We start from the raw sequence: 21,134 nt of genomic DNA, 5'->3' as shown, positions 1-21,134 counted from the left end.
GGTAATTTTCAAAAAAAATTCTAAATTTGTGGTGTTAGTTTTAAAGAAATTTAACACCAAAACCCACAGTCATGATCCAGTTTGTTTTCGAAATAGTCCTCAAAATTATGGACTTTGTTTCATCCTTATTTTAAAAGTATAAGCATAATCTTTATATTTGTAGAACGATTGCAGCTATTGCAATCGTTTTAATTATTTATTCAAACCGGAATGAAAAAACTTATTGGTAGTACTCTTCTTAAATTACTTGGATGGAAAGTTCAGTTAGATGGTGATCTTAAAAATCTGGACCGCTGTATTCTGGTAGAAGCGCCACACACCTCCAACTGGGATTATCTGTTGGGAATTATGGTATACTGGAAATTTGGCAAACGCCTGAAAGTAATCATTAAAGACTCTCATACCAAAGCTTTCTACGGAGGCATTATTAAATCTATCGGAGCTATTGGTATAGACCGCTCTCAAAAGAATGACCTTATTAATGTTATTGCAAGAGAATTTGAGAAAGAAGACTTCAGCCTTGTAATTACACCGGAAGGCTCCCGTTCTTATGCTAAAAAATGGAAACTCGGTTTCTACCACATGGCACTGCAGGCTAAAGTTCCAATTGTACTGGCGTCAGGAGACTACAAATATAAAAAGATAAAAATAGGCTATATGATACCTTATGAAGATCTTACTAAAAGATCTTTTGAGAGTGTTATGGATGAAATTGAAAACTACTTCAAGGATATAAATGCTAAATATCCTGAAAACTACAACCCTAAGATCTACTAAGATGACAAAGGAAGAGCAGCTACAAGCATTAAATGATTGGAACAGAAATACATTATTACAGACACTGGATATAAAATTCACAGATGTTGGTGATGACTTTCTGGTAGCAACAATGCCTGTAACACCTATCGTACATCAGCCATTAGGAATGCTGCATGGCGGTGCCAGCGCTGCATTGGCTGAGAGTTTAGGCTCATGTTTGTCCAACATTGTACTGGACAGATCTGTAAATGCGGCTGTAGGAACTAACCTTAACTGTAATCACCTTAAATCTAAAAAAGAAGGAATGGTTACCGGAACTGCAAGACTTATCCGCAAAGGAAGAACACAGCACTTTACCGAAATAGAAATAAGAGACGAGAAAGGTGACCTTATCTGCCATTCTACGATGACCAATGTGGTAATTAATGTCAGGTGACGGTACAATAATAAGATAACAAGTACACATGCTTATTCCGGATTTGTTCTGCAATAAGTATGTTGTTTATTTTATTTTACTGATTATACCTTTACATTCTTTACTAACATAAAATACAAAAGTGATACTTTTTAAATTTCCTTTTAAAGAGGTTTTTTATACTCTTAACAGTGATACTCCTCTTAACAATACAATCAAATTTCATTCTTTTGACAATCTGAAGGAGATCACATTTGATGGTTCTTTTCAGCCAATTACTGAACAAGAAATTCTAAGCCTGAATATTACCAGCCAAAACATTCAGCAGGAATATTATGATATGCCTGAAACCAAGAATGATTATCTAGTCCGTATAGAAAATGTAATCGGAATTATTAAAGAAAATCAGCTACCAAAAGTTGTAATATCGCGACAAAAATGGGTTGATATTCCGGAGCATGAAACAATAGATCTGGGTAAAACTTTTTTGAAATTGTGCAAGGATTATCCAAATGCATTTATACACCTTTTTGTAGATAAGAACGAGGCATGGATAGGGGCTACACCTGAGGTATTGGGACAATATGATAAAAATACAGAAGATTTTGAAACGATGAGCCTCGCAGGAACTCTTCCTGTGTCCGAGGACTGGTCTGAAAAAGAAATTGAGGAACAAAAACCTGTAAGTACTTATATACAATCTGTACTTAGCCAATATTCTCAACAAGTACAAATCAGCCCTGTATATGACCATATATCAGGCAACATAAAACACCTGCGCAACGATTTTAAAGCAGTAATCAGCAAACAGGATATTTCCAGCCTTATAAAAGAGTTACACCCTACTCCCGCAATATGTGGCGTTCCTAAAGATTTATGCTCTCAGATTATCAAAAATACTGAAAAGTATAACAGAGCATTTTATGCTGGCTATATACAAATAGAACAGGATAGTAAAACAACCTGTTATGTAAATCTTCGCTGTGCACAACTTTTTCACAACGGCGTTTTGCTTTATGCCGGTGGTGGAATAACAGCTCTGAGTGAGCCTGAAAAGGAATGGAAAGAAACTGAGATGAAAGCTGACGCTGTATTACAACGACTAACCTTTCTTGGTGCTTAGGCGACTCCAGAAATCCAGAATAAACACAACGATTATTCCTACAACTGCAGCAGCGATGGAAAACCAAAATTTATCATTTTCTTCATTAAAAGCGCCAAGATTCCACTGAACTGCGTAAAAATTGATACCGATAAAAACAATAAACAATACTAAAAACACCTTATAAAACGTCTTCATAAAATAAAAATTTAAAAGTTGATATAGCTCTTGATCAACTGTGCAAAGTTAGCTGTAAATAATTTAATAGAGATAGCTAAAAGAATAATTCCGAATATTTTTTGCAAAACCTGCAGAGATGCATCTCCAAGCTTCTGCTCCATCCAGTTTGCAGACCTCAATACCACATAGATAAGAATAATATTCAGGATAATTCCCAGGATAATATTAATATCGTGAAAGCCTGATCTAAGTGAAAGAATTGTCGTTAGAGAACCTGCACCGGCAATTAAAGGAAAGGCAATAGGAACAATAGAAGCCGAGTTTACTTTTCCAGGTTTATTGATCTCTATTCCAAGAATCATTTCCACGGCAATAATAAAAATCACAAAAGCTCCGGCTATTGCAAATGAATTCACATCTACTCCGATTAGCTTTAGTATTTTATCACCTATAAATAAAAAGGAAATCATAATACATCCGGCCACGATGGATGCCTTCTCCGCTTCAATCTTTCCAAACTTTTGTTTCAGACCTACAATAACGGGAATTGAGCCAATAATATCTATTACGGCAAACAAAACCATGAAGGAGGTCATGATCTCTTTAATTGAAATATCTTCGAGCATACAGAAAATTAATGGTACAAAATTATAAAATAAAATTGTTTATTTTTCAATTTTCGAATATGCGGAGTAGATCTGCTGTAACAAATCGTTCATAGAATCTTCTTCCTTAAATGGAGAGAACTTCATTAGCTCAACGCGATTTTGTACATCTTTAAAGGTTTCCATATCACTTCTTCCGAAGGTATCTTCAATATAATCCAATACCGTCATATTGTGATGGATATCAATATCGTGTTCCAGATCCACATTCATTTCTGCATAAGCATTAAAGAAACCAGAGTAATCTTTCTGCTTGATGAGTGTTTCCAAATATTGAAGATGCGCAGGAATATCTACAGACATCTCTTCGCGAATTTGTCTTTCAGACTCTTCAACATTAGTTACAGGCTTAAAGTGCGGGGAATAGTTTTTCCCGGTAGGTGAAGCTGTTTTGTTGGAGCTGTATATTTTATAGAAGAAATAAAGGAAGAATGCTACAAATGCTAATGCCAAAAATAGTAACCATACAGGAATATTTTCTGAACTTTTCGGCATAAAACTATGATCAGCATCCACCTGGGCTATAACTGGTAATTTTACTTTCTGATTGAGTACATTTGCAGTATTTTCCATAACTTTTTCTACAGTCGATCTGTCAGATGCCATTTGTTCTGGTGTCTGAACAAATAATGGTATTGTAGACAAAGCCACTTGCTTATATTTCTTTTCTTCCGGATCAAAATAAGAGAAACCTTCCAGGGCAATTGGAAAATTACCCTGCTTTTTAGGTACTATAATATAGTTGGCCGTAAGTTCTCCTCTAAATCCTTTGCTTCCCGAAGGCTTTACATTATAATTTACTTTTGGCTTATATACGCTGTAATATTCGGAATTAGCAAATTTCGGCAAATTTACATCTTTAAGATTTCCCACACCAGTAAGCTTTACTTCAACGCTAACAGGTTTATTTATTTCAAGATCTCCTGGTGTTTTCACAGCAACTTTTGCATCGTATTTACCAACAGCATTCTGGAAATCTGCAGGTGCATTTTCCGGTAGTGGTTTTACATTCAGGCTTACACTGTTCGCCTTAATCTTTGTTGTACTGCCACCTTGTACTACTTTAGCACTAGCAGGAGGAATAATAGCTCTGCCTGCTTCTTCCGGGAACAAAAGATAAATAGCCATTCTCATGGAATATTCTTCTTCATGATCGTTCACCTCACCATTGCTGTCTCCTACTCTGTAGTACCGGATACCTTGTGCAGGTGGAAGCTGAACATCTTCAACGTTATCCAGACTGTTCATATTTCTGCTATATGCAGTTACTACAGCCATTGTAGCCTGATTTACATAGACATCATTATCACTAACATTTGTTCTGATATATACTTCGTTATTATTGCGGACAGGAGGTCTGTTTTCTACATACTTTTCGTTCTTAACAAAAATATCTTTTGCGTCACTTTTATACATTACATTATCTACTCTGGCTAAGGCACTACCAATTTTTAGTGCCCCAGGAACTTTAGGCTTTACAACAACCAAAGCAGAAAATCTCGTTAGAGATACACCTTTGTCATCCAGAAAATACTCCGTATTGGTAGCCGGAAGTGATACATCATACTTTTTAGGATCAAAATATGGTAACTTCATACGGACATCAAGAGAAGATTTGGAGGTAGCAATAAATACAATAGGTATTTCCTGACCAATCTTATAGCTAGGTTTCTCATCCATAACCACGTCGACTTCAACCTGTGCATGAATCTGCAGGCCAGTTAACAGAAATAATATGTAAAGGAACACGCGGTTCATTACCAGTCTTTTTCGTTGCTTATAGGGCTACTGTTTGCTTTTTGATTAAGAATTCTTTTTGATGTATTTTTTTCTTTATCCCCCATCTGACGGAGAATTTCCTTTTCTACATCTTTTGGAAGTTTGTTTTTTCCTTCATTTTTATTTTGATCCTGCCCGTCGCCCTGACCTTTATTCTTTTGGTCATTGCCTCCTTGCTTATCTTTTTTATCGCCCTGATTATTGTCTTGCTGCCCCTGATTACCTTGTTGGTTTTTATTATTCTGGTCATTTCCGCCGCCACCATTCTTCTGCTTTTTCTGTTTATCTTTCAGCATAGCAATTTCATAGTTTTTGCGGAGTGAAGAATCTGCAGGGGATAACTTCAGCGCTTCCTTATAGTATTTTGCAGCCTCTTCATGGTTGTTTTGCTGCATCATAGCATTTCCCTGATTATACAGAGAAGCCATTTTATCATTTGTATTTTTACTTAACTCCGCAGCTTTTTTATATTCAGCATGAGCCTCTTTGTACATCTTTTGTTTGTACAAAGCATTTCCTAAATTATAATGAGCCGTAAAGTCTTGTGGATTCTTTTTTATGGCATCTAAATATTTAGCCGAAGCATCATCGTACTTCTTATTCTCAAAATTTTTATTTCCTTTATAAACTAAAGCATTATAATCCTGAGCATAAAAAATCCCTGTTGCAAATACGAATAATATGAATAAAGTGCTTTTTTTCAACATCTTAATACGCTACAAAATTAGCCTTTTATATGTTAAGATCTCTTTTTGGATTTGTTAAATATATTATAAAAAACAGAATAAACGAAATCCCTAAAAACCACTGATAATAATGGATTGAAGACTGGGAATTGGTTGTAACCTCGGTATCACTTTTTAGCTTATCCAAAGCACTAACCAATTGGTTTGCTGCATTATCGTTGTTTCCGTCTATATAGGTTCCCCCTGTTCCGTTGGACATCTGTACCAGAGCCTGAGTTTCCCGTTTGGAAATTACTGGTTCGCCATAAGGTGTATTTTTATAACCCATTAACTGGCCGTACATGTAGTCAGGAACCGGAGCTCCCTGTTCTGTACCTATTCCGACAGCAGTAATCTTAATATTCTGACTTTTAGCCAAAGCAGCAGCTTCCTTATCATGCCCCTCGTTATCTTCACCATCACTTATTAATACTACGTTTCTACCACTCTTTCCTGTATTCTTATACATTTTAGCTGCTTCCCTCATAGCCACCAGAAAATCAGTCCCCTGCTGCCCGATAATGCTTGTTTCTATGGAATTGATATAAGTTTCAACAGCAGCATAATCCGTAGTCAGTGGCATAATAGATACTGCATTACCTGCAAAAACTACAATGCCAACTCTTTCATCTTTCATTTTCTTCAGCGTCTCCAGAACAATCTTTTTCTCACGACTTAATCTGCTGTCCGGCTGAACATCTTCTGCATTCATAGAGTTAGATACATCCATCAACAAGACTACATTAGCAATCTTATGACTTACTTTCATTTCCTCTTTACCCCCTAACAAGTCTGCAAAAGCAAGGATTAAAAAGGTAAAAGCAAGAATATAAAGAGGAATGAAAACATATTTATACTTGCTTTTAGGAGCAAATAAAATGGTATGAAAACCAGAATCTGCAAACAATTTTCTGCGTTTTTCGCGCCAGCGTATAAAATTAGCGATCAGCAGCCACATCAGTGGCACCAATAGTGACAGAAACAGATAATTATAATTTTCAAAAGTCCAGTCCATTACGTCAAAATTTTATACATTATCCATCTCCATAAAGCATCCAAAAGCAATACGATAAGCGCTATCCACAGAAAATATCTGAAATACTCTTTATAATCATACATTTTGGCCACTTTGATATCTGATTTCTCCAGCTGATTAATCTCTTCATAAATCTGCTGAAGACTTTCATTAGAAGTTGCCCGGAAATATTTACCTCCTGTAACTGAAGCTATATTTTGCAATGCCAGTTCATCGATTTCTACTTTCTGCTCTGTATAAATAAGATCACCAAAAAAAGGATCAATCCCCGTAGGTGTCAGTGCATAACCATTTGTTCCGATTCCGATGGTGTAAACCTTAATATGATTATTTGCAGCCAATTCTGCAGCAATAGCAGGCTCCAGACTATTTTTGATAGTCTGCACTCCATCTGTCATCAGAATGATAATCTTACTTTTTGCTTTACTGTCTTTAAGGTGATTAACCGCAACCGCCAACCCTTCTCCTATTGCTGTACCTGCTGACAATTCATTTGGATTCAGACTTGCAATTTCCTGCTTAACGGCTTCATGGTCTGTCGTAAGCGGTACCTTCAAAAATCCTTCTCCGGCATAAGCCACTAATCCTATTCTATCTCCAGGTCTGTCACCTATAAATTTTTGTGCTATTTTAGACAAAGCACGCAGTCTATCCGGCTCCAAATCCTTAGATAACATACTAAAAGAGACGTCTACCGACAGCATAATATCTATCCCTTTTCCATCATTCTGATCTTGAGCTACCGTAAATGTTCTTGGACGGGCCAGAGCCAATATAATACATGAAAGAATGATATACTTTGTACATTTCAGTATAAAAAATAAGAATCCAATACCAGAAGGACGAGCCATTCCTTCGGTTGTAGGAACTTTAATCCCCTCATTCTTCCCCCTCATAAGATCCCTTATTAAGAGTGGAATAAATAAGAGAAATAAAAGTAAAAGCCACGGGCTTTCAAACTCGAAGTTTAAACCTAAAGGAGCAAAAAGATCAGACATGTTTTCTCAAATTTTCAAATTCTATGTCTTTATAAGACCTTTTCACAAATTCTTTAATATTATTGAAATCAGCTTCCATTTCTGTATGCGAAGGAATAACCTTTGCAAATTTAGCTAAATCTCCACGTTCAAAGACTTCAGCAAGAATTTTTTCATTGGCTTCCGATATTTTGTTCTGTCCCTTCATGTAATCCAACAGGTCATCTGTCAACAACTCCTTTGCCGGGAAGCCATATTGACCGGACAAGAAATTTCTTGTAATATCAATAAGCTCTATATAAAAGCTACGGAAGTCATTATTTTCAATATAATTTTTACTTCTTAGCTTTTCCAGTTCCTGAAGCGTGAAATTGGTTTTTACAGTTGGTGAAGATTTTTTAGCTCTTCCCCATTTAACAAGCATCCAGATCAAAACAATAATCGCAATAACCACTAATGCAATCCATATATAGAATTTATACAGACTCCAGTAATCCTGCCAGCCCAGTTCAACATCCTTATTATTCATAATATCGTTGATCTGTTCACCTTTTTTGGCAGTGTTTATAACTTCTATTTCATAAGGTATTGTCGTCAGTATTTTATCTCCGGCTTTAATTTCGATTGGTGGAATCTTAAACTTCCCTTCTTCAAAAATCTGGAATTTTATAGTTCTTGTATACAGATTAGGGGTACGCTGAATACTATCACTAAGGATTTCGAAATGAAAAGGCAATATCTCATTTTTCGGAGCTGCCTGAACATCCAGTCCCGTAACATTACTAACATTAATCTTAAATTCTCCCTGTTCTCCCAAAACCAGGGTATTGTCGGACAATTGCGAGGAGAGTGTTTGTCCGAAACCTAAAAGGCTAATTGCTATAAAACAGAATAAAAAAATTCTTTTCATCATCAATTTTATCGTGTCTGAAAATAATTATACAATGGCTTGGTATAATCCTGCCCTGTATTGAGTTTCAAGAATACCGAAGCACTTTTATCAAATGCTTCTTCTGTATTTTTAATTTTTTGTTTTTGTTGCTCTGCAAACTGATACCGCCATCTTGCACTGGACGTATTCACCCATTTTTTTTCTCCGGTCTCAGCATCATTTAGTAAAGCATATCCTATATCCGGAATCTGCATATCTTTTTCATCATATATCCCGAAACCCAGAAGCTGATGTTTATTTCCTACAACCCGAAGGCTCTTTACATCAAATTGATCGTTGAAATCTGAAAGAAGAAAAACATAACTCTTCTTTTTAAAAGCTTTCATCAGGTAGCTGAGTGCACCATCCAGATTTGTTGTTGACGGAATATAATCAGCATTCAGAATACTACTGATAATAGCCAATACATGTGGTCTTCCCTTTTTAGGTGGAATAACTTTATAGACCCTATCTGCGAACAGGATAAGCCCTACTTTATCATTATTAGTAACTGCAGAAAATCCTAATGTAGCACAAATTTCGGCTACATATTCTCTTTTCAGCGAGGCATGAGTTCCATAATTCATAGAAGCTGAGATATCAACCATCAGCATTACAGTCAGCTCTCGTTCCTCTTCCATTACTTTTACATAAGGCTCCCGGAAACGTGCTGTTTTATTCCAGTCAATTCTTCGGATATCATCTCCGAACTGGTATTGTCTGACTTCAGAAAAAGTCATCCCCTGCCCTTTGAAAGCGCTGTGATATTGCCCCATGAGCATAGCATCCGTACTTCTCTTAGTCCGGATTTCTATCTGCTTTACTTTTTTTACAATATCTTTTATATCCATTGTTATGCTTCATCCAAAACACTGTCCAGACCTCTTCTGAAGCCTTTAAAAGTGTTTATCTTTTTAATCGCCAGAATTGCTCCTTGTACATAAGGTTCAGCTCCCATACCGGAATCATGGCGAATTGTTAAGCGTTCATCATTTAATCCAAAAATAGATTCTACAGAAATCATATAATTAGGAAGTCTTACTGAATGAACTCTGACTCCGTTTATTTTTTCACCTCTTGTCTTGGCATAACCAATTACATCTTCATCTTTTATCATATCAGTAGAGGTTTGTACTTCCGATATTTTCTTTGCCAATTCCAAAGTCGTTCCACTTGGAGCATCCGGCTTTGAGTGGCTGGCATAATCTATAATTTCGAAATTAGGAATATACTTTGCTGCCATTACTGAAAATTTCTGCAGCAACACAGCTGTAATTGCAAAATTTCCAACCGCTAAAACCGAAACTCCATATTGATTCGCCAACACTTCAATTTCTGCATAGTCACTATCCGACAATCCGGATGTTCCTACAATAACATCTTTTCCGGCTTTTATAGCCTGTGTAATGTTATGTTTGGCAATCGTTGGTTTAGTAAATTCAAAAAGAACATCAAAAGAAGGCCCTTCCAGAGCTTCTTCGATATCTTTGAAAACCGGAATTTCGGGAGTTGTAACATCAAGAATATCCGCAAGGTTACTCCCTGCATTACTTCTGGACATTCCTGCAACCAAAGTAATATCCGATTCCTTCAATACTCCTTTACTAAGTGCCGAACCTGCCCAGCCTGTTGCTCCGGCAATACATATCTTTATACTCATTTTATAAAATAATTAGGGAGCCTGTACTTTAGACAAAACAGCATCAATAATTTTCTCAGCCGTCATTTCTTCAGCTTCAGCCTCAAAACTTAATCCTATTCTGTGGCGTAATACATCCTTCGATATTTCTTTCACATCTTCCGGAATAACAAATGCACGCCCTCTGATAAATGCTAATGCTCTGGAAGCAATTGCTAGGTTGATAGATGCCCTTGGTGATGCTCCGAAAGTAATGTAGTTTTTAAGATCTGATAATCCATATTGCTCTGGATAACGAGTTGCAAAAACCATATCCAGAATGTATTTTTCTATCTTCTCGTCCAAATAGATTTTGTTGATAAGTTCTTTAGCCTCAACAATCTGTTCCAACGATATAATAGGATTAATTTGCGGGATATCCGATGTAGAAACCATACGCATTACTTTACGCTCATCTTCAAATGTAGGATAGTCTATACTGCACTTCATCATAAAACGGTCGGACTGCGCTTCTGGCAACAGATAGGTACCTTCCTGATCAATCGGGTTTTGGGTAGCCAATACCAAAAATGGTTTTGGTAACTTCATTGTTGTATCTCCTATCGTTACTTGCTTTTCCTGCATTACTTCCAATAATGCTGACTGTACTTTTGCAGGTGCACGGTTAATCTCATCAGCCAGCACAAAATTTGCAAATACAGGTCCTTTTTTAATTGAAAAGTCGTTATCTTTTACATTATAGATCATTGTCCCTACTACATCTGCAGGTAACAAGTCCGGTGTAAACTGAATTCTGGAGTACTGCCCCTGCACAGCATCGGCCAGTGTTTTTATCGCCAACGTCTTTGCCAGTCCCGGAACTCCTTCCAACAAAACGTGTCCGTTTCCTAAAAGTCCTATAAGGAGTCTATCGATCATATATTCCTGACCTATAATAACTTTATTGACTTCTGACTTCAAAAGAGAGAAAAAATAATTCTTCTCTTTCACCTTTTCCATTAAAATTTTAATATCCTCTGCTTGATTATATTCTGACATAGACTTAAATTCAATTTTAGTGGGTAAATTTCTGCAAAAACATTGCAAAAACCACCATAATTAAACGTTATTTATCGTTAAAGTTTGTTAAAGTTAGGCTTTTAAAATTAGGCAATTTGCACGATTTAGATTACTTTTGGAGCAAATTAATCTGAATAAATAGTGAATAACCTTTTCAAAGCACATCGCGTTATTAGAAAAAACCTTGCCGATGTCCTTCAGAAAACCAGCCACCAGGATTTGATGATGATTCCCGATGGCTTTAATAACAATATCTATTGGAATATTGCGCATTGTGTGGCAACACAACAGTTATTAATATACTACCTGAGCGGAAATCCTTTCAGAATAGATAAATACTGGATTGAAACTTATAAAAAAGGAACATTACCAAATCTGGATGTATCGCAGGAGGAAATAGAAGATCTTAATTTTCTGCTTTCGGAAACTTCAAGAATTATGGCAAATGACTATGACGAAAATTTCTTTCTGGATTACACACATTACTCCACAAGCCTGGGAATGGATCTTAAAAATATTGAGGATGCAGTACTCTTCAATAATATACATGAAGGCCAGCATCTTGGATATATAATGGCACAGAAAAGAGCTATTATAGGAGAAATGTATTAACATAAAAATTTGAACCGAGATAGAATTTAACCACATAGAAACATAGGTTATGTTGACAAAAAAATATTTGGACGATTTAACTTATGAAATAATAGGATGTGCTATCGAAGTTCACAAAGTATTAGGCAGAGGCCTGTTGGAAAGCATTTATCATCAATGCTTAATAGAAGAGTTGAAACATAGGACAATAAATTTTCTCACAGAGATGAAAGTTCCTATAACATACAGAGGAAAACAGTTGGATGTAGATTTTAGATGTGACTTGTTTGTAGAGCAGTGTATCGTAGTTGAATTAAAATCGGTACAGGAAATAATACCTACATTTGAGGCACAACTTTTGACCTATATGAAATTATTGCAAAGCCCGAAAGGGCTTCTTATTAATTTCAATTGCCTGAACATTTTCAGAGAAGGGCAAAAGACATTTGTTAATGAGTATTTTAGTTTATTACCAGACCGTTAAAGGCTATGTTCCTATGTGGTTAAAAAAATAAAAAAGTTCCATTAATTGGGAACATATAGATTTAAAAGAATATTGAATGCAAGAAAATAAAGATAAAAAAGACGATTTCATATTTGGGCTAAGACCTGTAATAGAAGCAATAGAAGCAGGCAAAACTGTAGACAAAGTATTTGTACAAAATGGATTACAGGGGCCTATCGTTGCCGATCTAAAAAAACTTTTAGCTCAGCATAACCTACGTGCTAATTATGTTCCTGTGGAAAAACTAAACCGTTTTACCCGGAAAAATCACCAGGGTGTTGTTGCATTTATATCAGATATTCCGTTTTATAAAATAGAAGATGTTTTGCCACAGCTTTTTGAAGAAGGCAAAACGCCTTTCATTCTGATACTGGATCGTCTAACCGATGTAAGAAACTTTGGTGCGATAAGCCGTACTGCAGAATGTGTAGGCGTAGATGCTATCATTATTCCGGAAAAAGGAGCTGCACCTATTAATTCGGATGCTATTAAAACTTCAGCAGGGGCTCTTTATAATCTGAAAATTTGCAAAGAGAAAAACCTTGCTCATGCAGTAGATTTCCTTCAGCAGTCGGGTATCAAAGTTTTTGCAGCTACAGAGAAAGCTCAGAAGCTTATTTATGAAGAAAACTTTACAGAACCTGTCTGTATTGTTATGGGGAATGAAGAAACAGGAATCTCCAAAGAGGTCCTTCATCATGCGGATGAAAAAATAAAACTACCTATTGAGGGAAAAACACAATCGCTTAATGTATCTGTCGCATGTGGTGCTATTCTATATGAAGCCGTAAGACAGAGAATTATCAATCACTAAAAACTACAAAGAAATGAAGAAAGTATTAGCTTTTGCAGCAATAAGTTTATCGCTAATTGCATGTAAAAAGGAAGGAAAAACGACTGAAACTAAAACCGAGGGGAGTAAAACGGAAACAACAACTGAAACTTCACCAGAAGTAAAAGCAGAGGTAAAGCCTGCTATTTCTGATTCTGCCGGCGTTTATACCCTTAAATATAAATTAGAGAAAGGAAAAGCTTATCCTTTTGTTTTGTCACAAAAAGATGTTCAGAGCATGACAATGGGTGACAAAACTCAATCTAATACCAATGAGACTACGGATGATATGACTTTCACAGTAACAAACTTCGACAAAGGAGTTTATGATATGGATGTACATTTTATCTCTAAAAAACAAACAGGATCGGTTCAGGGACAGACACTTAGCGTTGACACAAACGGAGCTGAGCCCAAAAATGAAAATCTGAAAATCTTTTGGAAAGTAAATAAAGCTCTAATGGGGAACACTCTGAAAATGAAAATGAGTGAAACCGGAAAAATTATTTCTTTCGAAGGATTCGAGCCTATTTATGCTAAAGTGAATACTGCAGTAAACAGTGCTGTAAAAGATGCTAACCAGCGTAAAGCACTGAATGAAGGATTTAAGCAAGGGTTTAATCAGGAAGCTTTGAAAGCACAATTCAAAACCAATATCAACCTTTTCCCTGAAAAAGGGTTAAAAGTTGGTCAGAGCTTTACTGAAAGCAATAACCTAAGCCCGGACGGAAAACTAAAAAGCTCCACAACTTTTACTTTAGCAAAAGTAGAAAATGGTGTAGCTGAAATTACTGTACAAGGCGGAATTCCTAAAAAGACAGATAAGCAGTCTCAAAACGGTGTTACCCAAACAATCAGTCTTCAGGGAATACAAAACGGATCTTTGAAGCTTGATACTCAAACCGGATGGATGAAATCATCTGCTCTTACAATGACCTCTACCCAATCGCAAACTTTAAGCGACGGAAAACAAACGCAATCTGCAACGCAGAAAAATGTTTCAACAACTAAAATAAACCCTTAAGCAAAAAGCAATGTTCAAATATTTGTTTGAATTCATTCTAATTGTAATCATCATTTTCTTTGTATGGAATATCCTGAAAAGAATATTTTTTCAGCCATTTTATCAGGGGATGACCGGACAACAAGCGTCCGAAAAACAAAAAAAACAAGAAGACCAGTCTCAGCAAAAGAATAAACAAAATCTTAACTGGGATGCAGAAACTGTAGAATACGAAGAAATTAAAGATGAAACACGCAAATAATTTATAGCAGATAGATTATAAGTGTTCTATTAAACAAAGAATCAGTGGCAAAGCCATAAACAAAAATATACGAATGAAAATAAGCAACAGGAATAGTATTTTTATTGGTATCAGCCTAGTGTTATTTATACTGATGGCTGTATTCTATGCCAATCCTATTTTAACAGGTAAAGAGCTTATCCAGCCTGATATTGTTCACTACAGAGGTGGTGCACAGGAAATGCTGGAATACCGTGCTAAAACAGGCAACGAAACCTACTGGAGTGATGCTATGTTTGGAGGTATGCCTACCTATCAGACAGGTGCAAAGTTCAGTGGAGACATCGTAAAAAAAGTAGATGATCTACTGATGTTCCTTCCAAAGCCTGCCAATTATCTGTTTCTGCTTTTTTCAGGCTTTTTCTTTTTGGGAATGGTTGCACTGCGCAACTGGAAGTATGCTCTTCTGGGGGCTACATTCTTTGGACTTTCTACGTATTTCTGTATTATTATAGCTGCAGGGCATAATGGTAAGGTACATACAATAGCCTACTTTGCGCCTTTAGTAGCCTCTATTCTTCTGGTCTATATCCGAAGAAATTACTTCTGGGGATTTGTAGCCACTACATTGTTTATGGCTTTACAAATCATGGCCAATCACCCGCAGATGACCTATTATCTTTTTATTGCTCTGGGTTTCTTTTTCCTTTCGGAACTCCTTCGCGCTATTCTGAAGACTAAGGACTATAAACATTTCTTTATCTCCACAGCTGTTGTGGGCATTGCAATGGTATTAGGCTTAGGGATGAACAGCCAGAGGATGCTGTCCAATGCTGAATACGTTAAAGAGACTGTTCGTGGGAAGCAAATTCTAAAATCTTCCGGCGGGCAGAAAGATGTACAGGGTATGGACAAAGAGAGCATTACCATGTGGAGCTACGGAGTTACTGAAACGTTAAACCTGTTTATCCCAAGATTAATGGGTGGTGCTAGCCAGGAAGAAGGAAGTGATAAAATGACCGAAAAACTTCAGCAACTGGTACAGGAAAACGCAACCTCTCAGGAAGAAGTTAATAATATGATGAAAGGTCTTACCGGAAGTCTTACTTACTGGGGAGATCAACCAGGAACTTCAGGTCCTGCATATCAGGGTGCTGTTGTGGTATTTTTGGCTATACTAGGTTTTTTCTTTGCATGGCCTAAATACAGATGGTGGATTCTCGGCGCATCAGTGCTGACCATTATGTTGGCATGGGGAAGCAACTTTATGCCGCTAACAGATTTCTTTATAGACAATGTACCGGTATATAATAAATTCAGAGCCCCGTCTTCAATTCTGGTTGTAGTAGAACTACTTTTCCCTTTTATTGCTATTATCGGGCTATACCGTTTCTTTACAGATGAAAAGTTAACAGCTGAATATAAACAGAAAGTTCTTACCTACACTACAGGAAGTGTTGTCGGGATCACATTAATTTTAATTCTTTTTGGTAAAACTATTCTTGGTTTCCATACAGATTTAGAAGGACAGTATTTACCATCTTATCTTCTGGATTATTTAGTTGGTGAAAGATATTCCATGTTCCGTACCGATGCTATAAAAGCAATATTATATGTATTGATTACAGCTGGGGCAATGTTTATGGTAATGAAACAAAAACTGAATCAGAATATCGCATTAATTATTATCGGTGTGATAAGTTTATTTGACCTTTGGACAGTAAACAAGCGCTACCTGAACAACGATAATTTTGCGGATAAAATGTTCGCAAGAAATCCATTTATTACTGAAGCTTCTGAAAGCTATCTGGCAAAATCCAATGGTAATTCTTATATCGAAGGTCTCTTACAACAAGCTCCTGTTAATCAGGCTCTGGAAAGCATTTCTAAAGCAGATAAAAGTCATTACAGAGTTTTCAATACACTACTAGGACCATTCAATGAAACCAATACTTCATACTTCGTAAGTTCTGTAGGTGGCTATAGTGCCGCAAAACTTAGACGTTACGACGACCTTATCAACAAGTATTTCAATGGTGGTGGAGATCCAAATATTCTGAATATGCTTAATACCAAATATGTATTAGTGGCAGATAAAACAGGAATACAACCAAAGGAAAACCCTTTTGCAAACGGACCTGCATGGTTTGTAAGTGAAGTAAAAATAGCGGGTACTCCAAACGAAGAAATTGATCTTATTTCTAAAGTTGATAATAAAAAGGTGGCTGTTGTCGGAAAAGAAGATGAGAAGTATCTTAACGGAAAAACTCTTCAGGCTGATCCTGCTGCAAAGATTGCGGTTAAAACATACCAGCCAAACGAGATCGTATATCAAACCTCATCTGCAACTCCTCAATTAGCAGTAATGTCTGAGATCTATTATCCACATGGATGGAAATTCTATATCGACGGAAAGGAAACTGACTATATAAAAGCAGATTATCTTCTACGTGCAGTTCATGTTCCTGCCGGAAAGCATGAGATTAGAATGGCTTTTGAACCGGAAGTTATCCAGAAAGGAAAAACTATTTCACTGGCCTCAGCAGGTCTATTCATTTTATTAGCTGCATTAGGTTTTTGGTTTTATCAGCGTAAAGAACAACAAACTACGAAAAGTGAAAAATAAACCATTATAGGTATATTTAAATTTTAATAAACCACATAGATACATAGTCAGGTTATTGGATAAATGAAAGTCTGCATAGAAAATGAATTTTACACATTAGCTATGTACTCTAAATTAGTGTCTGGGAAACCTTCATTTACATTATAAAAACTATGTTTCTATGTGGTTAATAAATTCAGGCTCTGAGTATATACTTTTTATTTTGCCACCTATGCGGTTAAAATTATGAAGCAGAAAAAAATTCTTATCATTACTTATTACTGGCCTCCTGCTGGTGGACCTGGTGTACAGCGTTGGCTAAAGTTTGCCAAATATCTTCCGGAGAACAAGTGGGAGCCCATTATTTATACACCGGAGAATCCGTCTTATCCTTTACTGGACGAAAGTCTGGTAAAAGATGTTCCAAAGAATATACAGATCATACAGAACAAAATCTGGGAGCCTTATCAGCTTGCTGAAAAGCTGAATAAGAAGAATAAAAAATTTAAAGCAGGACAATTCGATGTAGGAAAAAACCAGTCGTGGAAATCTAAGCTTTCTATTTTTGTTCGTGGTAATTTCTTTATTCCGGATGCCCGAAAATTTTGGGTTAACCCATCAATTTCTTTTCTGAAAAAATACCTTGAAGCCAATCCTGTAGATGTTATTGTAACGACAGGCCCTCCTCATAGTCTTCACTTGATAGGAAAAGGTCTGAAAAAATACTTTCCGGCTATTAAATGGATTGCAGACTTTCGTGATCCCTGGACGGAAATTTCATATTACAAACACCTGAAACTGACTTCATGGGCAGATCAGAAGCACCGAAAGCTGGAAAAAGAAGTTTTTCAGAATGCTGATATTACTTTGGCTACCAGCTATGGCGATGCTGAAAACTTTAGAAAAGCTGGTGCTAACTCTGCTTGTATTACTAATGGATTTGATAAAGAAGAGTTCAATAAAAAGTCCGTTAAAAATTCAAAGTTCACACTGTCATATATCGGTGTTTTGGAACAGCTAAGAAATCCTGAAAATCTATGGAAGGTTTTATCCGATATCGTTCAGGAAGATTCTGATTTTGCACAAAATTTTGAACTCCGATTTGTAGGACGTGTGGATGATATTATATTAGAAAATCTACAAAGTTCTCCCTTAAAAGATAACCTGAACCTTGTTGGATATATTCCGCATGAACAATCCGTAAAGGAAATGGAAAATGCAGATATGTTGCTTATTACTAATTTCCCAAAACAAGAATCAGCCGGAATTATTCCGGGGAAAATATTTGAATACCTGGCTACACAAAATCCTATTCTCTCTGTAGGACCGGAAAAGGCAGATGTCGAAAAAATCCTGAATGAAACTAAAGCAGGTGATCACTTTACCTACCAGGATCATGAAGCTATAAGATCATTTGTTCTCCAAAATTATAACAACTGGAGGAATAATACTGTTAATCAGAATTCTGAAAACCTGATGCAGTTTTCAAGAAGAAATCTTACAACAAATCTGGCCAGCCTTCTGAATTCAATAGTTTAATAGAATAGCCTGAAATCTTTGGATTGAAAAGTTTATAAAATAAATAGACAGACTTGTCTGTTCATTTTATTTAAACTACATTTGTTGTACAAAATGATAAGATATGAATTCACCTCGTGAACGGATTCTGGATACAGCAACAATATTATTTCACCAACAGGGATATAATAGTACAGGAATTAACCAGATTATCAGCGAAGCAAAGGTTGCAAAGGCAAGTTTTTATCAGCATTTTAAATCCAAGGACGATCTCTGCGCTGCATTTTTAAACAGCCGCCACGATTATTGGTTTGGTGAGCTACAAAAGTTTGTTTCAAAATCTTCGGAGCCTAAGCAAAAAATTTTATCAACATTCGATTTTTTAATAGCAATGAATGAAAAGGAGAACTTCAGAGGATGCAGCTTTCTCAATCTATTGTCGGAGATCCCTACAGACAAAGCAGCTATTTTACAAATAATCCAGAATCATAAACAGGATCTCCGGGATTTTTTCAGAGATCAGCTTGATGATAAAATAAAGACAGATCACATCTACCTCTTGTTTGAAAGTTCTATTATAGAAAGTCAGCTATTTCGTTCCAATGAATTGATCAAAACTTCACAAAATATAATTGATAACCTTATCTAAAATATACACAATGGAAAAGAAAATACCTGTACCGCCATTTACATTGGAAACAGCGAAACAAAAAATACAAATGGCAGAGGATGCATGGAATTCACAAGATCCTGAAAAAGTATCATTCGCCTATACTCCGGATAGTGAGTGGAGAAACAGACATTTGTTTATAAACGGCCGAAAAGAAATTGTACAGTTCCTTACTCAGAAATGGGAAAATGAACTGGATTATAAACTGAAAAAAGAATATTGGGCTCATACAGAAGACCGGATCGCTGTAAGATTTGAATACGAATACAGAAATAAAGAAGGGAAATGGTTTCGTGCCTATGGAAATGAGAATTGGGAGTTTGATGAAAACGGACTGATGAAGAAAAGATATGCAAGCATAAACGATATGGAAATATCAGCTGAAGAAAGATATTTGTAATTCTGGTAAAATACTTTCATAAATACTAAGAGCCTGCTTAAATTTTATTGTTAATACTCTTCGATAGTTCGTCAAGCTCACTATAGACTTAACTCAGAGTGACATTGCTCGTCCAATATATCTTCCTCTTAGAAGTGTCAGGCTGAGTTTATAGTGAGCTTGACGAACTATCGAAATCTAATATTTTTTAATCAAAATTTAAACAGGCTCTAAAAACATACACCCCGCAGATTTTCATCTGCGGGGTGCTTTTCAAGTACCCGAAAAGTAATTGATTCCTTGCCAAGGCGGTTTTATCTATAAATGAATATATCCTATTTTTTAGTTTGTAACTACCGGAGCAGTAATAGGTGTATTACTTTTTGCAATTACAAAACTGGAAATTGCATAAAAAGCATCTCCATTGGTTCCGTTATTTATCCAGTTCTGGAACTTATATTCATAACTGAAAGTACCACCCAATAATGAGTTATTCAATACATCTATACGTGTTGGTACTGCCATTCCCGGACACCACCCTGCTCTGTCAGGAGCCCAATTTCCCGGACTCTGATTATTAATAGGATTGGCTGAACATCCTAAAGCACCCAACTGATGCTGGAAAGTATTTGCGTTATTTATCGCTATAGTATGCGTTCTGAAGCACCATTCTGCACAGCCTCTGCTACCCGCATCATATGGTTTGGCATGTCCCCATCCGGAAATAGTAGTTCTAAGATAAGCTTTTTCCGTGTTTGTCGGTAACTGAATATTCTTTTTCAGAGCCAGTGTATGTGCCTTACCATAAGGAACACCATCAATGGATGATTTGTTATATTGGATTACAGGTACTACTGCCGAATATTTATAATCCGGTGTACCATATACAATATCAAAGTCTACACTGTATTCTCTTCCTTTGGCAAGCCATGTCTCTGTATAAATTTTAAGTTCTGTATTTCCGGACAGTAAAGATTTGAAATCGGTAACATCAATTTCCAGTCCACGAGGTAATTTTTCCGTACCCACCCAATATGGAGTAATAAAGCGTCCTATTTCATACCATTCTCCTGTTGTTTTATTTTTTACATAAACATTGGCATAACGATCCCATTCATCACAAGTCTTGTTAGGACATTCATTTTTAATAAACATCTTAATCGTCTTTATTATTGTTACATCAGCCGGAAATGTAAAGGTTCCTTCGGCACTTTGGGATAGTCCTTCGCCAAAGGCATTTTTTACTTTGTCGAATGTTTTAATATTTACAGTGTTATCCGATTGGGCATTTACTGCATTAAGAGCTAAGCGATCTTCTATTACAGGTGTGGCGCTGTCTATACCTTTACACGAAACGATACCTGCCATTAAGTAGGCAGATATACTAAAAATTAGTAGTTTTCTCATAATTTATTGCGATTTGTTATACGAATATAGTGTATTTATTTAAGAAATGGTTTTAAAAGTCAAATTAAACCCCGATTTATTAACAAAGATTCATTTTTAATCAAATTATAAAATCT

The 21,134-nt window shown here is 36.2% G+C and carries 23 protein-coding genes; 12 read left to right on the top strand and 11 right to left on the bottom strand.

Features of this window, described 5'->3' with window-relative positions:
- Positions 1-210: 210 nt before the first annotated feature.
- The 3 genes from BAZ10_RS05070 (at position 211) to BAZ10_RS05060 (ending at position 2,297) form a co-directional block, all read left to right on the top strand.
- On the top strand, positions 211-777 hold the full coding sequence (locus tag BAZ10_RS05070) for a 1-acyl-sn-glycerol-3-phosphate acyltransferase (protein WP_078771138.1): 567 nt from the start codon (positions 211-213) through the stop codon (positions 775-777).
- A 1-nt stretch (position 778) separates the two neighbouring features.
- Positions 779-1,195 carry a PaaI family thioesterase gene (locus BAZ10_RS05065; RefSeq protein WP_078771137.1) on the top strand — a complete coding sequence of 139 codons (417 nt, stop codon included), beginning with the start codon at positions 779-781 and terminating at the stop codon, positions 1,193-1,195.
- Positions 1,196-1,316: 121 nt separating this feature from the next.
- A complete protein-coding gene (locus BAZ10_RS05060) occupies positions 1,317-2,297 on the top strand; it encodes a chorismate-binding protein (RefSeq protein ID WP_078771136.1) in 981 nt (326 codons plus the stop codon).
- Here the strand turns inward: BAZ10_RS05060 and BAZ10_RS05055 are convergent.
- Genes BAZ10_RS05055 through BAZ10_RS05010 form a run of 10 tightly spaced genes read right to left on the bottom strand, consistent with a single transcriptional unit; the run spans position 2,277 to position 11,246 of the window.
- On the bottom strand, positions 2,277-2,474 hold the full coding sequence (locus BAZ10_RS05055) for a hypothetical protein (protein ID WP_009089492.1): 198 nt from the start codon (positions 2,472-2,474) through the stop codon (positions 2,277-2,279). The two genes, BAZ10_RS05060 and BAZ10_RS05055, sit on opposite strands and share 21 nt — an antisense overlap.
- 11 nt (positions 2,475-2,485) lie before the next feature.
- Positions 2,486-3,082 (bottom strand): MarC family protein, encoded by a 597-nt coding sequence (locus BAZ10_RS05050; RefSeq protein ID WP_034866300.1) that lies wholly within the window; start codon positions 3,080-3,082, stop codon positions 2,486-2,488.
- Positions 3,083-3,121: 39 nt separating this feature from the next.
- Positions 3,122-4,879: a BatD family protein gene (locus BAZ10_RS05045; protein WP_078771135.1), complete on the bottom strand. Its 1,758-nt coding sequence runs from the start codon at positions 4,877-4,879 to the stop codon at positions 3,122-3,124.
- Positions 4,879-5,607 (bottom strand): tetratricopeptide repeat protein, encoded by a 729-nt coding sequence (locus BAZ10_RS05040; protein ID WP_078771134.1) that lies wholly within the window; start codon positions 5,605-5,607, stop codon positions 4,879-4,881. The genes BAZ10_RS05045 and BAZ10_RS05040 overlap by 1 nt, the downstream gene beginning before the upstream one ends.
- Positions 5,608-5,632: 25 nt before the next feature.
- Positions 5,633-6,640, bottom strand: coding sequence for a VWA domain-containing protein (locus tag BAZ10_RS05035; protein ID WP_078771133.1), 1,008 nt, complete (start codon positions 6,638-6,640; stop codon positions 5,633-5,635).
- Entirely contained in the window at positions 6,640-7,659 is a 1,020-nt protein-coding gene (locus tag BAZ10_RS05030; RefSeq protein ID WP_078771132.1) for a VWA domain-containing protein, read from the bottom strand. The genes BAZ10_RS05035 and BAZ10_RS05030 overlap by 1 nt, the downstream gene beginning before the upstream one ends.
- Entirely contained in the window at positions 7,652-8,551 is a 900-nt protein-coding gene (locus tag BAZ10_RS05025; RefSeq protein WP_078771131.1) for a BatD family protein, read from the bottom strand. Before BAZ10_RS05025 ends, BAZ10_RS05030 begins: the two co-directional genes overlap by 8 nt.
- A gap of 5 nt (positions 8,552-8,556) precedes the next feature.
- Complete coding sequence (locus BAZ10_RS05020; protein ID WP_078771130.1) at positions 8,557-9,420, bottom strand: DUF58 domain-containing protein; 864 nt, start codon at positions 9,418-9,420, stop codon at positions 8,557-8,559.
- Between the two features lie 2 nt (positions 9,421-9,422).
- Positions 9,423-10,229, bottom strand: a complete 807-nt coding sequence (gene dapB, locus BAZ10_RS05015) for a 4-hydroxy-tetrahydrodipicolinate reductase (RefSeq protein WP_078771129.1) — start codon at positions 10,227-10,229, stop codon at positions 9,423-9,425.
- A gap of 12 nt (positions 10,230-10,241) precedes the next feature.
- On the bottom strand, positions 10,242-11,246 hold the full coding sequence (locus BAZ10_RS05010) for an AAA family ATPase (RefSeq protein ID WP_059155224.1): 1,005 nt from the start codon (positions 11,244-11,246) through the stop codon (positions 10,242-10,244).
- A gap of 162 nt (positions 11,247-11,408) precedes the next feature.
- Here BAZ10_RS05010 and BAZ10_RS05005 point away from each other — a divergent pair, with 162 nt between their 5' ends.
- From BAZ10_RS05005 to BAZ10_RS04965, 9 genes are all read left to right on the top strand, one after another.
- Entirely contained in the window at positions 11,409-11,879 is a 471-nt protein-coding gene (locus BAZ10_RS05005; protein WP_078771128.1) for a DinB family protein, read from the top strand.
- A gap of 49 nt (positions 11,880-11,928) precedes the next feature.
- Positions 11,929-12,342 carry a GxxExxY protein gene (locus tag BAZ10_RS05000; protein WP_078771127.1) on the top strand — a complete coding sequence of 138 codons (414 nt, stop codon included), beginning with the start codon at positions 11,929-11,931 and terminating at the stop codon, positions 12,340-12,342.
- Positions 12,343-12,418: 76 nt separating this feature from the next.
- Positions 12,419-13,177 carry a 23S rRNA (guanosine(2251)-2'-O)-methyltransferase RlmB gene (rlmB, locus tag BAZ10_RS04995; protein ID WP_078771126.1) on the top strand — a complete coding sequence of 253 codons (759 nt, stop codon included), beginning with the start codon at positions 12,419-12,421 and terminating at the stop codon, positions 13,175-13,177.
- Between the two features lie 13 nt (positions 13,178-13,190).
- On the top strand, positions 13,191-14,219 hold the full coding sequence (locus BAZ10_RS04990; protein ID WP_078771125.1) for a DUF6263 family protein: 1,029 nt from the start codon (positions 13,191-13,193) through the stop codon (positions 14,217-14,219).
- A 10-nt stretch (positions 14,220-14,229) separates the two neighbouring features.
- Positions 14,230-14,460 carry a hypothetical protein gene (locus BAZ10_RS04985; protein WP_045183787.1) on the top strand — a complete coding sequence of 77 codons (231 nt, stop codon included), beginning with the start codon at positions 14,230-14,232 and terminating at the stop codon, positions 14,458-14,460.
- 73 nt (positions 14,461-14,533) lie between these two features.
- Positions 14,534-17,065 carry a YfhO family protein gene (locus BAZ10_RS04980; RefSeq protein ID WP_078771124.1) on the top strand — a complete coding sequence of 844 codons (2,532 nt, stop codon included), beginning with the start codon at positions 14,534-14,536 and terminating at the stop codon, positions 17,063-17,065.
- Between the two features lie 225 nt (positions 17,066-17,290).
- Positions 17,291-18,583, top strand: a complete 1,293-nt coding sequence (locus BAZ10_RS04975; RefSeq protein ID WP_078771123.1) for a glycosyltransferase family protein — start codon at positions 17,291-17,293, stop codon at positions 18,581-18,583.
- Between the two features lie 103 nt (positions 18,584-18,686).
- On the top strand, positions 18,687-19,211 hold the full coding sequence (locus BAZ10_RS04970) for a TetR/AcrR family transcriptional regulator (RefSeq protein WP_078771122.1): 525 nt from the start codon (positions 18,687-18,689) through the stop codon (positions 19,209-19,211).
- A 10-nt stretch (positions 19,212-19,221) separates the two neighbouring features.
- Positions 19,222-19,632, top strand: a complete 411-nt coding sequence (locus BAZ10_RS04965; protein ID WP_078771121.1) for a nuclear transport factor 2 family protein — start codon at positions 19,222-19,224, stop codon at positions 19,630-19,632.
- Between the two features lie 321 nt (positions 19,633-19,953).
- Here BAZ10_RS04965 and BAZ10_RS04960 read toward each other — a convergent pair whose 3' ends face one another.
- On the bottom strand, positions 19,954-21,018 hold the full coding sequence (locus BAZ10_RS04960; protein WP_078771120.1) for a peptide-N-glycosidase F-related protein: 1,065 nt from the start codon (positions 21,016-21,018) through the stop codon (positions 19,954-19,956).
- Between the last annotated feature and the right edge of the window lie 116 nt (positions 21,019-21,134).

This window comes from Elizabethkingia occulta (assembly GCF_002023715.1).
In the GTDB taxonomy this organism is placed as follows: Bacteria; Bacteroidota; Bacteroidia; order Flavobacteriales; family Weeksellaceae; genus Elizabethkingia; species Elizabethkingia occulta.
Note: the sequence above shows the minus strand (reverse complement) of the source record. Positions and strands in the feature narration are given on the sequence as shown.

What these genes read in the sequence shown, in the direction of transcription:
- BAZ10_RS05070 (WP_078771138.1), top strand. Translation starts at nt 211, where the DNA reads ATGAAAAAACTTATTGGTAGTACTCTTCTTAAATTACTTGGATGGAAA.
- BAZ10_RS05065 (WP_078771137.1), top strand. Translation starts at nt 779, where the DNA reads ATGACAAAGGAAGAGCAGCTACAAGCATTAAATGATTGGAACAGAAAT.
- BAZ10_RS05055 (WP_009089492.1), bottom strand. Translation starts at nt 2,474, where the DNA reads ATGAAGACGTTTTATAAGGTGTTTTTAGTATTGTTTATTGTTTTTATC.
- BAZ10_RS05050 (WP_034866300.1), bottom strand. Translation starts at nt 3,082, where the DNA reads ATGCTCGAAGATATTTCAATTAAAGAGATCATGACCTCCTTCATGGTT.
- BAZ10_RS05045 (WP_078771135.1), bottom strand. Translation starts at nt 4,879, where the DNA reads ATGAACCGCGTGTTCCTTTACATATTATTTCTGTTAACTGGCCTGCAG.
- BAZ10_RS05040 (WP_078771134.1), bottom strand. Translation starts at nt 5,607, where the DNA reads ATGTTGAAAAAAAGCACTTTATTCATATTATTCGTATTTGCAACAGGG.
- BAZ10_RS05035 (WP_078771133.1), bottom strand. Translation starts at nt 6,640, where the DNA reads ATGGACTGGACTTTTGAAAATTATAATTATCTGTTTCTGTCACTATTG.
- BAZ10_RS05030 (WP_078771132.1), bottom strand. Translation starts at nt 7,659, where the DNA reads ATGTCTGATCTTTTTGCTCCTTTAGGTTTAAACTTCGAGTTTGAAAGC.
- BAZ10_RS05025 (WP_078771131.1), bottom strand. Translation starts at nt 8,551, where the DNA reads ATGATGAAAAGAATTTTTTTATTCTGTTTTATAGCAATTAGCCTTTTA.
- BAZ10_RS05020 (WP_078771130.1), bottom strand. Translation starts at nt 9,420, where the DNA reads ATGGATATAAAAGATATTGTAAAAAAAGTAAAGCAGATAGAAATCCGG.
- dapB (WP_078771129.1), bottom strand. Translation starts at nt 10,229, where the DNA reads ATGAGTATAAAGATATGTATTGCCGGAGCAACAGGCTGGGCAGGTTCG.
- BAZ10_RS05010 (WP_059155224.1), bottom strand. Translation starts at nt 11,246, where the DNA reads ATGTCAGAATATAATCAAGCAGAGGATATTAAAATTTTAATGGAAAAG.
- BAZ10_RS05000 (WP_078771127.1), top strand. Translation starts at nt 11,929, where the DNA reads ATGTTGACAAAAAAATATTTGGACGATTTAACTTATGAAATAATAGGA.
- rlmB (WP_078771126.1), top strand. Translation starts at nt 12,419, where the DNA reads ATGCAAGAAAATAAAGATAAAAAAGACGATTTCATATTTGGGCTAAGA.
- BAZ10_RS04990 (WP_078771125.1), top strand. Translation starts at nt 13,191, where the DNA reads ATGAAGAAAGTATTAGCTTTTGCAGCAATAAGTTTATCGCTAATTGCA.
- BAZ10_RS04985 (WP_045183787.1), top strand. Translation starts at nt 14,230, where the DNA reads ATGTTCAAATATTTGTTTGAATTCATTCTAATTGTAATCATCATTTTC.
- BAZ10_RS04980 (WP_078771124.1), top strand. Translation starts at nt 14,534, where the DNA reads ATGAAAATAAGCAACAGGAATAGTATTTTTATTGGTATCAGCCTAGTG.
- BAZ10_RS04975 (WP_078771123.1), top strand. Translation starts at nt 17,291, where the DNA reads ATGAAGCAGAAAAAAATTCTTATCATTACTTATTACTGGCCTCCTGCT.
- BAZ10_RS04970 (WP_078771122.1), top strand. Translation starts at nt 18,687, where the DNA reads ATGAATTCACCTCGTGAACGGATTCTGGATACAGCAACAATATTATTT.
- BAZ10_RS04965 (WP_078771121.1), top strand. Translation starts at nt 19,222, where the DNA reads ATGGAAAAGAAAATACCTGTACCGCCATTTACATTGGAAACAGCGAAA.
- BAZ10_RS04960 (WP_078771120.1), bottom strand. Translation starts at nt 21,018, where the DNA reads ATGAGAAAACTACTAATTTTTAGTATATCTGCCTACTTAATGGCAGGT.